Raw genomic sequence first — 12,927 nt, 5'->3', positions numbered from 1 at the left:
TTTCGTCACCACATATGAGTGATGAAGGTTATGAAATGAATTATATCAGGGAAGCCTTCGATTCTAACTGGATTGCTCCTCTTGGCAGGAATGTTAATGAATTTGAGAAAGAGCTGGCCAATATGGTAGGAATTAAATCAGCCGCTGCTCTTTCCACTGGAACAGCGGCTATTCATATGGCCTTAAAAGCAGCAGGTGTCAGGGAAGGAGACATTGTGTTTTGCCAATCCTTAACCTTTTCTGCCACTGCTAACCCAATTATTTATGAAAAAGCAGTACCTGTATTTATTGACAGCGATTATGAAACTTGGAATATGAGTCCGTCAGCACTACAGAAAGCCTTTGAAAAGTATAGAAGGCTTGGGAAAAAGCCTAAGGCAGTTATTGTTGTCCATTTATATGGTTTGTCAGCGAATATGGATAAAATATCAGAGATATGTAATGAGTATGACGTAACTTTAATCGAGGACGCAGCAGAAAGTTTAGGTACCCTATATAAAGGCAGATATACTGGTACCATTGGTGATTATGGTGTTTTCTCCTTTAACGGTAATAAAATCATTACTACCTCGGGAGGCGGTATGCTGATCTCGGATAAAGAAGAAAGTATCAATAAAGTAAAATTCTGGGCAACCCAGTCCAGAGATCCAGCCAGGCATTATCAGCATAGTGAATTGGGTTTTAACTATAGGATGAGTAATATTTTAGCTGGTATCGGCCGAGGTCAGCTTATGATATTAAATAAGAGAATTGAGAAGAAAAGATATATATTTGAGTATTATAAGAAGATGCTTAAAGATATGGAAGGCGTCCACATGATGCCAATGAACAATTGGAGTAAATCAAATTGCTGGTTAAGCTGCATCTTGTTAAGAGGTAAGGTAAAGCCCCTTGATATTATACTGGCATTAGAAAAAAGCAATATTGAATCCAGACCCATCTGGAAACCTATGCATATGCAGCCATTTTTCGAAGGCTATGATTTTGTTGGGGCAGGTGTTTCCGAGATGATATTTGAAGAGGGAGTCTGCTTACCAAGTGATACAAAGATGACAGATGAAGACTTAAACAGGACAATTTCCATCATAAAAGAGTTGTGGTCATAAGGGTTAAAAACATCAGTAATATGGGGGAAATCAATTGATTCTATCGGGTGAGAAAGTTATATTAAGAGCCATTGAACTTTCTGATAAGGATATATTAAAAAACATGATAAATGACGGTGAAATGGAATACCTGCTTGGGGGTTGGTCATTTCCAGTATCTGATTTAAAGCAGGAAGACTGGATTAAGTCCATTGATTCCGAGCCTCATGTTTTACGATGCATGATTGATGATAAACAAGAACATTCTACCGCAGGTACAGTAATCCTGTCAGATATAGATTATATCAATGGTACCGCACAGATTCATATAAAATTATTGAAAAGCTTCCGGGGAAGGGGCTTTGGTACGGATACCATTAAAACAACGGTCCGTTACGCTTTTTCTGAACTTCGTCTTCAATGTATTTATGCACACATTAATGATTATAATATTGGCTCCCATAAGCTGTTTGAAAAATCAGGTTTTCAGAAAGAAGGGGTACTGCGAAACAGAATATATAAAAAAGGTGCTTATCATAACCTGTTTGTATACTCCATTTTGAAAGAGGATTTTTATGGAAATAGGGAGTGAATTTTGGTTAGATGACGTTTTGACAGAACAAAAAAGGGAAGCACAGTGGGTAAGAAAGTTTGGTAATACAGTACTTACAACTTCTGGAAGAGGTGCTATATCTCTGTTATTACAAGAAGTAAATCCCAGATTTAAATCCGTTTTATTGCCAGCGTATATCTGCGATTCCGTAATTTTACCATTTCAAAAGAATGGATATCATTGCAGCTTTTATGACGTTAATAAAGATTTATCTCCTGTAATCGAAACCATAAGGGAGAATAGAGAAGTAGGAATATTTCTTCATATGGGTTACTTTGGATTTTCTACTAATAGTAATCTAATGGAAGTAATTGGAGAACTCAAAAGAAGCTCTGCTATTATTATTGAAGATGTGACGCAAACTTTATTTTCTGATTTTAAGAGATATGAAGAGAATGACTACTATATTGCCAGTGTACGAAAATGGATGGGTTTACCCAGCGGTGGCCTGCTGGCATCACCAGCAGGGGAAATAAAAAATACATTACCGGAAGATAAATCCTTTGCGGCAATTCGAAAAGAGGCACTCTTACTTAAGGCAGAATATATACATAAGAAAGAGGAATCATTAAAGAAACAGTATTTAAATTTGTTTTCACATGGGGAGAGGATACTTTCAGAAGAACCTTATCCCTATAGAATTGATTCTTTATCAAATAATATTATGAATGGAATAGATGTAAATAAATTAGTAAAATCGAGAAATAACAATTACCAGAGATTAAAGAAAGGTTTGAATGGGATTGGATTCATAGAACCTGTTTTTAAGGATGTTCCGGAAAATACATGCCCAATGTTTTACCCGGTTTATCTTAATAATAAACGTGACCAAATCAGAGAAAGGCTTAGCAGCCAGCAAATTTACTGTCCCATACATTGGAGCAGACCAGAACAGATTTCTGCAAATAATTTTAAAAATGCAAGGGATATTTATAATAGGGTTCTGTCCATACCATGTGACCAACGATATGATTGGAGAGATATGGATAGAATAATATCCGTACTTGGTGAATTAGAAAATGACAGATCATTAATCAGGGGAAGTGAATAAATGAGAAAGGAAGTATTGATAAATCAACCGGAAGAATGGAACCGGATTGTTACCAGTTTTCATAAATATGATGTTTACTATTTGTCTGAATACGTAAAAGCTTTTCAGATTCATGGGGATGGAGAACCTGCTTTGTTTTATTATGAAGATGATGGGATAAAAGCAGTAAATGTATTTATTTTAAGAGATATAGAGGCAGACAAGAGGTTTAAAAATCAAATTCCCCAAGGCGCTTATTTTGATATCACCACGCCATATGGCTATGGAGGATTTTTAATTGAAGGAAATATTACCCGGGATACTGTGAAGCGGTTAGAAAAGGAATACACAGATTACTGTATTAATAAAGGTATCATAAGCGAGTTTGTACGCTTTCATCCCCTCCTAAGCGATTACGAAACACTTGAAATGCTGTATCATATTTCAAAACTTGGTAAAACCATTGTTATTCCATTAAATTCCAAAGAAGAAATATGGAATAATCTTACCAGTAAAAACAGGAATATGGTAAGAAAAGCAGTAAAATCAGGAGTTGAAATCTACTGGGGACGAAGCAAAGACTTAATTAAGTCATTTATGCCCTTGTATAAGGCAACTATGGATAAAGATAAGGCAAAACCATATTATTATTTCGGAGAAGATTTCTTTCACAGCATATTATATGATTTAAAAAATCAAGCAGTTTTATTTTATGCTGTATATCAGAAGCACATTATTTCAATGGCGGTCCTGTTGCTTACCAATGGTCATATGAACTATCATCTTTCTGCATCACAGAAAGTATACCAGCATCTTGCACCAACTAATTTATTATTATATGAAGCCGCATGCTGGGGTTTTGATAATGGATTTAAGACCTTTCATTTAGGGGGAGGATTGGGCAGTAAGGAAGATAGCTTATATAGGTTTAAAAGCAGTTTTAGCAGAGATTCGGATTATACTTTCACTATTGGAACTAAGATTTTCGATCAGGAAAAGTATGACCAGCTAATAGAAATCAGAAAAAAGGAAATGCAAAAATCCAATCACTCCGACACTACTATGTTACAATCTGCCACTGATTTTTTCCCTTTATACAGAGGTGATTATCTGTAGTAATACATACCAATTTCATAACATAATACTGCTATGTGAAAAGTATGAATTGTATTATGGATAGTTACTCTTGGGTCTGTTTTGTAAATTTGCAAGCATCCCAATTAGACTGGAGGAGATCATGAATATATTAGTAATAGCTCCCCATGCAGATGATGAAATTCTTGGAGTTGGAGGTACAATAGCAAAATATATCCATGAAGGTCATAATGTTTTTGTATGCATTACATCAAGGGGATATAAGCCTTTGTTTTCTGAAGAACTGGTAGAAACTGTTCTAAGGGAAGCAAAAGAATGCCATAAATTATTAGGAATTAAGGAAACGTTCTACTTTGATTTTCCCGCTTCCATGTTAGAAAAGGTAAATCGTAGTGAAATAAACGATAAGCTGTATGAAGTAATTTACAAAGTGCAGCCGGATATTGTATTTATTCCCCATTACGGTGATATGCAAAAAGATCATGAAATAATAGCAGAGGCATCCATGGTAGCTTTAAGACCGAAATATAAACATAGGGTAAAGACAATATATTCTTATGAAACTGTCTCGGAAACAGAGTGTAATATACCCCATACAGCAAATGTATTTATACCAAATGTTTATATTGATATTAGTAATTATCTTCAAAAGAAGATGGAAGCAATGAAACAGTATCAGTCCCAATTGTATGATTTTCCAAATTCCCGTTCCATTGAAGCTTTAGATGCTCTGGCTAAATACAGAGGTGCAACTATAAATGTAAGGGCTGCAGAAGCCTTTGCTTTAATCCGGCAGGTAATCTGACTGAAAAATGAGGTATTAATTTGTACAGTAAATATATAAAGCGCATTTTTGATATAAGCGTCTCTATCCTGGCAATTATAATGTGCATACCCTTTTTTACGATTATTTCACTATTTGTCCGGATTAAGCTTGGCAGACCAATTTTATTTAAACAGCTTAGAGTCAGTAAAAATAATCATATTTTTACTATGTATAAATTTAGAACTATGAGGGATAGCAGAGATGCCAATGGAAATTTACTGCCTAATGAATTAAGACAGACCAAGTTTGGAAGTTTTCTTCGTTCCACATCTCTTGATGAACTTCCCGAACTATGGAATATCTTAAAAGGAGATATTTCTTTTGTTGGACCAAGACCCCTTGTTCCAGAGTATCTGCCTTATTATACGGAATATGAGCTGCAGAGGCATAAGGTAAGAGGCGGGTTGATTCCACCAGAAGTTTTGTATGGTGACATTACGCCTACATGGCAGCAGCAGTTTAAATATGAAATTGATTATGCCAACCATGTATCCTTCCTTCTGGATTTTAAAATTATGATAGCATCCCTAAAAGGTATTTTTAAAAGGAACGCAATTCAATATGGTAATTATAATAGAGAATCCTTTTTTCAGGAGAGAAGGGATAAAATCAAAAAGGAAGATTAGAGCAAAAAGGATCCTCTTTTTTATAAGGAGATTTAAATTTATGATAATAGCCATTCACCAGCCAGATTATATACCTTATCCGGGATATTTTTATAAGATTGCCCAAAGCGATTGTTTTGTTTTTCTTGACGATGCCCAGTATTCCAATGAAGGTTTTAGCAATTGGAACCGGATTAAATCACCTCAGGGAGAACTCCGGCTAAAGGCTCCTGTGCAGCAGACATTAGGAAACCGTATACAGGAAGTAAAGACCAGGGATTATCTGGGATGGAAACAAAAGCATTTGAAAACTTTGTGGATGAATTATAGAAAAACAAAATATTTTGAACCCGTCTATTCGGATTTTGAAAGTATTTTACATCCTGAATATGAGAATATTGCAGATATGAATATTGCTATTATTCAACTTTTTTGCCGCAAACTTGGTATAACCAAAAGATTTGAGCGTTCCTCTTCCTTAGGTATTACAACTTTTAAAGAGGAGCGGATTCTTGATATATGTACGGCGCTAAAAGGCAGTGTTTATTTATCCGGGAATGGAGCCAGGGTATACCAGGTAAGGGAACATTTTCTTGAATCTGGCATAGAACTTAGGTATACCGATTACCATTCCATTATCTATAAACAGCTCTGGGGAGAATTCCTGCCTGATTTATCAATCATAGACTACCTGTTTAATTATGGTTATGACTGGGATTCTATTAAGGTACAAATGGGGGGGGAGAGCCATGGAAGTTAAAAAGGAAATAGGAAGTTTTCTTGAGTTGGATTTTCCTAAGGGACTTGAATATTATAAAGGCAATGCTGCACGTTTAAATTCTGCCAGGGCAGGTATTTATCATGCTGCACGTGTACTTAATTGCCATACTGTTTTTCTTCCCTATTACCAATGTGAAACGGTAAGGGATTTTCTTATAAAAAAAGGGATAAAGGTTCTTTACTATTCCCTGGATAGAAACTTTAGTCCCAAGATACAAAGCTGTTCTGAGAATACAGCAATTGTACTGGTCAATTACTTTGGAATCATGGGGCACGATAGAATGAATTATTTATCATCCAATTTCCAGAAGGTGATTATTGATAATTCCCAGGCCTTCTTTGCACCGGCTATAAAAGGCTGCTTAAATGTATACTCTGCAAGAAAATTTATTGGGGTACCAGATGGTGCCTATGTAATTGGAAATCATGGGGAGGAGTATTTACAGGAGTATGAGCTGGATTATTCTTCTGACACAAGTCTGTTTTTATTACAGCGCATTGAATATGGATGTGAGGGGAAGGCATATCAGGCCAGGGAAGCCAATGAAGCCAGAATAAATCAATCCGACATAAAGAGAATGTCTAAATTAACCCATGCTATATTAGATGGAACGGATTATGAGTATATAAAGAGCAAACGCCGGGAAAATTTCAAAACCGCCTGTAACTTATTTGACAACATCAACAAAATCAATCCGGGGATGTTCTATTCCGATGATTGTATTCCCATGGTGTATCCATTAGTAGTGGAGGATGATAAGCTATTGCTCAAATTACTTAAACATAAAGTATTCCAGGGACATTGGTGGAATTATCTTTTAAGTGAAACAGATCCGGATTCTTTTGAATACTATATGTCCAAATATATGATTCCAATAACCATAGACCAAAGATATGGTGAAAATGAAATGAAATATATCTTTAATATTATAAGTAAGGAATTATGAATCAATGAAAGTATTATTGATAACAATGTCATGGCCTGAAAAAGCGGATTATAATCTGTATACAGATCTAATGCAGGAGTTTGTTGAACATGGGCATCAGGTTACTGTACTGACTGCAAATGAATGGGTAAATAAGCAGAAAACCCATCTGTCCTATGAAAATAAGATACAGGTTCTGCGAGTAAGGACCGGGAATATACAAAAAACCAATAAATATTGTAAGGTTATTTTTTCCTTCCTTGCAAATCCACAGATTATCTATGCAGTACATAAGTATCTAGAAAACCAGACCTTTCATTTAATTCTTTTTACAACACCTCCTATTACTTTATCGCCTAGTGTGGTGCTATTAAAAAGAATGTATAAAACCAAACTATATCTTTTATTAAAAGATATATGGCCACAGGATACGGTCGATCTGGGTGCCATGAGGAAAGGTGGAATTGTCTGGTTAGTTTTTCGGTACTTAGAAAAATTCACTTACAAAAGTTCGGATTATATTGGGTGTATGTCAAAGGCAAATGTAGAATATGTAAAAAAAAACAATGAATATCTAAACAATAAAATAATTGAAGAGTGCCCAAACAGCCAGAAAATACGGGATTCAATAATGATAGACAGAGAGTTTATCAGAGAAAAATATAATCTGCCGAAAGACAAAACTATCCTCGTCTATGGCGGAAATCTGGGAAAATCCCAGGGAATCGGGTTTTTAGTTGATATCATAAATTCTTATAAAGACGACTCTGATTATTTCTTTTTAATCACAGGGTCTGGTACCGAATATGATTTTTTATACAAGAGTATAAACAGTATGCCCGCCCAAAATGCAAAAATATTACCATGGATTCAGAAAAAAGAGTTTATCCAGTTAATTCAGGCTTGTGACATTGGACTAATTTTATTAGATAAAAAAAATACAGTACCTAATTTTCCATCCAGGATGCTGACTTATCTGAACGCCAAAATCCCAATTATTGCTGCTGTTGATAAAGCTACGGATATTGGCGATATTATTGAAAGCGCTGGCTGTGGGGTAAAAACCTGCCATGGGGATATAGATGGTTTCAGGAAGGCTGCAGAAAAAATGAATCAATCAGAAGAAACCAGAAAATTAATGGGAGAAAAAGGACATCAACTGCTTTTGGATAACTATTCCTCGGATGAAAGTTATAAAATAATCATGGAGCATTTTCAGGAAGAAGAGCAAATAGAAAAGGAAATAGAAAAGGAAATAGAAGAGCAAGTAGAAAAACAAAATAAGGTTATGAATGGGCATAACAGATTCAATAATTATGTACCAGAAGGGAGGGTGAGTTCAATAAACAAAATAAAAAGTTTTATTTTATCTTCAATCTTTAAGCTTATTAATTTTATCTGCTACGGAGATTTACCAACGACTTATTATTTGAAAAAAGGAATGAAGATAGGCCGCAATTTTCACAGACAGACAGCAACGAAATTTGATCCTGCCCATTGCTATCTTATAGAGATCGGGGATAACGTAACAGTGGCTAACAATGTTCAGATTCTTGCCCATGACCAGTCTGCCAGAGTTCATTTGGGGTATGGTAAGGTTGGAAGAGTTGTTATTGGGAATAAGGTATTTATAGGTGCTAAAACCTTAATATTGCCGGGCGTAATCATTGGAAACAATGTGATTATTGGGGCTGGCAGTGTGGTAACAAAAAGTATTCCGGACAATTCAGTTGTAGTTGGTGTACCTGCCAGAATAATTGGATCTACAAGCGATTATCTTATAAAATACAAAAAAGAGTTGTTAACAAAACCGAAGTTTAATAAATCTTATAGTAATAGCCGGAAATTATCAAAACGTCAAAAAGCGAAAATAATAAAAACCTGTAAAGAGGGTTATGCATATATTGAATTAGGTAAAGTAATTGAATATGGAAGAAGGAAGCAGACTCTGCATGATAAATAACATTAAACAAATATTATTAAAGAATCAAAAGCTATCCATAGTCTTTGCTTATCTTTATACCCATCTATTTGGATTAAACAGAATGAAAGGGAAAATTAAAAATAAGATTTACCTTAAAAACTGTTTCATGAAAAACAGCCAGATTAAAATAAGAGGCAGGAATAATACAATATTTGTAGATAGTCAAAGTGTATTATCCAGATGTAAGATAAATATTACCGGTGACAACAATAAAATCTTTATAGGCAGCAGAGTATCTGCCGTAGAATGTGAAATCCATATAGAGGATGATAACAATCTTGTATGGATTGGGATGGGAACACATATCAGCGGAAGGACCCATTTAGCATGTATGGAAGGAAGTAAAATCACAATAGGGGAAAGCTGTCTTTTCTCCTCAGATATTGTTTTTCGAACAGGAGACAGTCATTCTATTCTTGATTTACAGGGAAAACGTATTAACCAGTCAAAGGATATCAGAATAGAAAATCATGTATGGATCGGCAATAAAACCATAGTAACTAAAGGAGCAAAAATAGCCCAGGATTCTATTGTAGCAACAGGTGCAATTGTTACAGAAAAATTTGACGAACCCAATGTTATATTAGGGGGGATCCCGGCTAAGGTAATAAAAAGAGGAATTAACTGGGAAGAAAGAAGGATATAATTTGGTGAGTATATGAAGGAATCGAAAAGCTTTTCTGAGAGAGATTATATATTCGTTGTAAAAGCATTTGCTTTATTAAGTATTGTTGCTGCACATGTTGCAACCGTACCCCAAAATACACCACCATGGAATGTTTTATTGGGGAATATGCTAAGCAGCATTGGCTCTATTGGTGTTGGCGTATTTTTCTTATTTTCTGGATATCTTTACTTTCGTACTACTAAAACATTCTACCAATTTTTTTATTCCAAAATCAGGACGATTTTAATCCCGTGGTCTTTTTGCGGAACCCTCCTGTTTTTGTATGTTGCTCTTCGTAAAGGCGGATTAAATTTCTATAATTGGTTTACCACACTTACTGTATTTAGCCATTTATACTATTTGACGGTTTTAATGATTTTTTATTTATTGTTTTGGAAGTTAAGAAATAATAATCGTTTTTTAATAGTCATCAGTTGTTTATCCGTAATTAGCATTACTTTAACCGGACAGGAATTGCTGGACATTTATCCATATATTAACCCTTTGAATTGGGCCATTTACTTTATACTTGGGTTGCTTATCCGAAAGTATAATCTTCTTGAAAAGCTGGCTTTATTTTGTAAGAAATGGCTTGCAATAATATGCAGTATATATGTGTTTATTCTGATGGTCTATCTGTCCATTGGCATATACATCAGTTATTGGAAACATGCTGCAATAATTGCCGAACTGTTTGCAATTGCCTTAGTATTGGGAGTATCTAGTTATTGCTCTGGTATGAAAAAAGCAAATTGGTTTGTCTACCTGGGTAAAATGTCATTTTCCGTATATTTATTGCATACACCATTTGCAGGAATTATTACGAACTTTTTTAACCGCTTCCATCTTTGGTATTTTACATTATTCAGGCCTTTTATTGTTATATTAATGACTTTAACAGGTATTGAAATGGTACGGTATCTATCGAAAAAAATCAAAGTAAATAAGATTGCTGATATATTACTTGGGGTCTATAAGACAGATAGGAGCCGGATATGAGAATTTTATTAATCAATTCTGACATTGGATATGGAAGTACAGGAAGGATTACCAGTGATTTATATCATTCCATAATAGCATCTGGAAATGAGGCACGAATAGGGTATGGAAGAGAATGCACGGAGGATTTGGATGGTAATATAAGAATAGGAAACCTCCTGGACGTTTATATTCATGCATTAAAAACAAGGCTGTTTGATTTACAGGGCTTTGGCTCCGTTAAGGCCACGAAGAAGTTTGTACAGCAATCAAAAGCATACCATCCTGACCTGATTCATCTTCATAATATTCATGGAAGTTATATTAATATAAAATTATTGTTTGAATACATAAAGGAAATGGGGGTACCTGTCATATGGACACTACATGACTGCTGGGCCTATACAGGTCATTGTGCCCATTATACCTTTGTGAATTGTAATAAATGGAAGAGGGAATGTGATAATTGTATTCAAAAGAACCTATACCCTGCCAGTTATTTATTCGATAATTCAAAAGAAAATTATAATTTGAAAAAAGAAATTTTTACTGGCGTAGAAAATCTAACCATAGTTACTGTATCAAACTGGCTAAAGGAAGAAGTTAAGAAGTCTTTCTTATGTGACTATGAGGTTAGAGTGATACCAAATGGAATTGATCTGAATATATTCAAGCCATCAAGAAGCAGCTTTCGGCAAAAAAATCATTTGGAAGGTAAAACAATATTATTGGGAGTAGCATCCATATGGAGTAACAGAAAAGGGTTATGGCTATTCAATGATTTGGCAGAAAAATTAGACAATAACTATAAAATTGTACTTGTGGGAATGGATAAAAAGCAAAGAAAGTTACTTTCCAGCAATGTATTAGCTGTAAGCCGCACGAACCAACTAACAGAATTGGCAGAAATTTATTCTGCAGCGGATATATTTCTCAATCCATCTATAGAAGAGACCTTTGGAATGGTTTCCTTGGAAGCCCTGGCATGTGGAACACAGGTAATTACCAATAAATATTCCGCTAATCCGGAACTGGTTAACGAAAAATGCGGAAGGATTGTGAAAGCCATCAATGCAGAATCGTATATGACTGCTATCAGGGAATTAAAGAAAATGCCTAAGAATACAAACGATTGCGCTCAGTGGGCGAGACAGTTCAATAAGCATAAATGTTATCAAGCATATCTAGATTTATATAAGGAAGTGATTCCATGAAAATTTTATGGGTAATCAATGTACCCTCCCCATACAGAGTTGATTTTTTTTCAGAGTTGGGAAAATACTGTGAACTAACGGTACTATTTGAAAAATTTACATCAACGGAACGGGATGAAAGCTGGAGTCATCATCATTTTGTTAATTTTACCGGAGTTATAATGAAAGGAATTCCGGTTGATGTAGATAAAGCAGTTTGTTTGGGAATGATTAAGTATTTGAAAAAAGAAAAGTATGATTTTATAGTCGTATCTAATATAGCAACTCCAACAGGAATTATCGCTATTGAATATATGAAGCTTCGTAAAATTCCATATTTACTGGAAGGTGATGGGGGATTTCCTAAGAATGGAAAAGGTCTGAAAGAAGCTTATAAAAAGCATTTAATAAAAGGTGCTGCCGGATATTTCAGCACTTCTCAAAGCCATGATGAATATTTTCTTACCTATGGAGCTAAGAAAGAAAAAGTATTCCGCTATCCTTTTACCTCCCTTAGAGATCAGGATATCAGTTCTCACCTAGCAGAGAATGAGGAAAAATTGCAGCTAAAAAAAGAACTGGGGGCTGGAGGAGGAAAGGTAATCTTATCCGTAGGCCAATTTATCGATAGAAAGGGTTATGATATTTTATTCCGATCCTGCAAAGATATCCGTCCCAATTTGGATATCTACATCGTAGGGGGGAAACCCACAGAGAAGTATATCAGCCTTATAAAAGATTTAGATTTAAACAATGTCCATTTTGTAGAATTTAAGTCCAGGGAAGAATTAAGTAATTACTATCGGATGGCCGATTTATTTGTTTTGCCAACGAGAGAGGATATATGGGGCTTAGTGGTCAATGAGGCTATGGCACATGGTTTACCTGTGGTAACCACGGATAAATGTATAGCGGGAGTAGAGTTGATTAGGAATTATGAGAATGGCTTTCTTATTCCTTCTGAAGATCCGGAAGCACTTGCAGAAAAAATAAGTGAGATTCTGGAAGATGCGGATTTAAGATTAAAAATGGCAAATAACAATCGAAATAAAATCAGGGAATATACCATTGAGACTATGGTAAAACGACATATAGACGTATTTATGACTCTTAAAGAAGAAAATAAATAATTTTTAACCCAAATT

Annotated in this window: 13 protein-coding genes; all 13 read left to right on the top strand. The window is 35.0% G+C overall.

Annotation, left to right across the window (positions count from 1 at the left end):
* The first annotated feature begins 14 nt into the window (after window positions 1-14).
* Window positions 15-1,106, top strand: a complete 1,092-nt coding sequence (locus RT261_RS06280; protein ID WP_331665419.1) for a DegT/DnrJ/EryC1/StrS family aminotransferase — start codon at window positions 15-17, stop codon at window positions 1,104-1,106.
* A gap of 34 nt (window positions 1,107-1,140) precedes the next feature.
* Window positions 1,141-1,677, top strand: a complete 537-nt coding sequence (locus RT261_RS06275; protein WP_313130765.1) for a GNAT family N-acetyltransferase — start codon at window positions 1,141-1,143, stop codon at window positions 1,675-1,677.
* Window positions 1,661-2,749, top strand: coding sequence for a DegT/DnrJ/EryC1/StrS family aminotransferase (locus tag RT261_RS06270; RefSeq protein WP_313130763.1), 1,089 nt, complete (start codon window positions 1,661-1,663; stop codon window positions 2,747-2,749). The genes RT261_RS06275 and RT261_RS06270 overlap by 17 nt, the downstream gene beginning before the upstream one ends.
* On the top strand, window positions 2,750-3,844 hold the full coding sequence (locus RT261_RS06265) for a lipid II:glycine glycyltransferase FemX (protein WP_313130760.1): 1,095 nt from the start codon (window positions 2,750-2,752) through the stop codon (window positions 3,842-3,844).
* A gap of 121 nt (window positions 3,845-3,965) precedes the next feature.
* Entirely contained in the window at window positions 3,966-4,628 is a 663-nt protein-coding gene (locus tag RT261_RS06260) for a PIG-L deacetylase family protein (RefSeq protein WP_313130758.1), read from the top strand.
* Window positions 4,629-4,708: 80 nt separating this feature from the next.
* On the top strand, window positions 4,709-5,275 hold the full coding sequence (locus RT261_RS06255) for a sugar transferase (protein WP_442871765.1): 567 nt from the start codon (window positions 4,709-4,711) through the stop codon (window positions 5,273-5,275).
* 40 nt (window positions 5,276-5,315) lie between these two features.
* Entirely contained in the window at window positions 5,316-6,014 is a 699-nt protein-coding gene (locus RT261_RS06250; RefSeq protein ID WP_313130754.1) for a WbqC family protein, read from the top strand.
* Window positions 6,004-6,981 (top strand): hypothetical protein, encoded by a 978-nt coding sequence (locus tag RT261_RS06245; protein ID WP_313130752.1) that lies wholly within the window; start codon window positions 6,004-6,006, stop codon window positions 6,979-6,981. Before RT261_RS06250 ends, RT261_RS06245 begins: the two co-directional genes overlap by 11 nt.
* A gap of 4 nt (window positions 6,982-6,985) precedes the next feature.
* On the top strand, window positions 6,986-8,923 hold the full coding sequence (locus RT261_RS06240; protein WP_313130750.1) for a glycosyltransferase: 1,938 nt from the start codon (window positions 6,986-6,988) through the stop codon (window positions 8,921-8,923).
* Complete coding sequence (locus RT261_RS06235; RefSeq protein ID WP_313130749.1) at window positions 8,913-9,590, top strand: acyltransferase; 678 nt, start codon at window positions 8,913-8,915, stop codon at window positions 9,588-9,590. Before RT261_RS06240 ends, RT261_RS06235 begins: the two co-directional genes overlap by 11 nt.
* 12 nt (window positions 9,591-9,602) lie before the next feature.
* Entirely contained in the window at window positions 9,603-10,610 is a 1,008-nt protein-coding gene (locus RT261_RS06230; RefSeq protein ID WP_313130747.1) for an acyltransferase, read from the top strand.
* Window positions 10,607-11,803, top strand: coding sequence for a glycosyltransferase (locus RT261_RS06225; RefSeq protein ID WP_313130745.1), 1,197 nt, complete (start codon window positions 10,607-10,609; stop codon window positions 11,801-11,803). The genes RT261_RS06230 and RT261_RS06225 overlap by 4 nt, the downstream gene beginning before the upstream one ends.
* Entirely contained in the window at window positions 11,800-12,912 is a 1,113-nt protein-coding gene (locus RT261_RS06220; RefSeq protein ID WP_313130743.1) for a glycosyltransferase family 4 protein, read from the top strand. The genes RT261_RS06225 and RT261_RS06220 overlap by 4 nt, the downstream gene beginning before the upstream one ends.
* The last annotated feature ends 15 nt before the right edge of the window (window positions 12,913-12,927 follow it).

Source organism: Anaerocolumna sp. (assembly GCF_032079385.1).
GTDB lineage: Bacteria > Bacillota > Clostridia > Lachnospirales > Lachnospiraceae > Anaerocolumna.
Note: the sequence above shows the minus strand (reverse complement) of the source record. Positions and strands in the feature narration are given on the sequence as shown.

Coding starts and splice junctions, on each gene's coding strand:
- RT261_RS06235 (WP_313130749.1), top strand. CDS start 8,913: ATGATAAATAACATTAAACAAATATTATTAAAGAATCAAAAGCTATCC.
- RT261_RS06260 (WP_313130758.1), top strand. CDS start 3,966: ATGAATATATTAGTAATAGCTCCCCATGCAGATGATGAAATTCTTGGA.
- RT261_RS06230 (WP_313130747.1), top strand. CDS start 9,603: ATGAAGGAATCGAAAAGCTTTTCTGAGAGAGATTATATATTCGTTGTA.
- RT261_RS06280 (WP_331665419.1), top strand. CDS start 15: ATGAGTGATGAAGGTTATGAAATGAATTATATCAGGGAAGCCTTCGAT.
- RT261_RS06245 (WP_313130752.1), top strand. CDS start 6,004: ATGGAAGTTAAAAAGGAAATAGGAAGTTTTCTTGAGTTGGATTTTCCT.
- RT261_RS06265 (WP_313130760.1), top strand. CDS start 2,750: ATGAGAAAGGAAGTATTGATAAATCAACCGGAAGAATGGAACCGGATT.
- RT261_RS06220 (WP_313130743.1), top strand. CDS start 11,800: ATGAAAATTTTATGGGTAATCAATGTACCCTCCCCATACAGAGTTGAT.
- RT261_RS06250 (WP_313130754.1), top strand. CDS start 5,316: ATGATAATAGCCATTCACCAGCCAGATTATATACCTTATCCGGGATAT.
- RT261_RS06240 (WP_313130750.1), top strand. CDS start 6,986: ATGAAAGTATTATTGATAACAATGTCATGGCCTGAAAAAGCGGATTAT.
- RT261_RS06225 (WP_313130745.1), top strand. CDS start 10,607: ATGAGAATTTTATTAATCAATTCTGACATTGGATATGGAAGTACAGGA.
- RT261_RS06270 (WP_313130763.1), top strand. CDS start 1,661: ATGGAAATAGGGAGTGAATTTTGGTTAGATGACGTTTTGACAGAACAA.
- RT261_RS06255 (WP_442871765.1), top strand. CDS start 4,709: ATGTGCATACCCTTTTTTACGATTATTTCACTATTTGTCCGGATTAAG.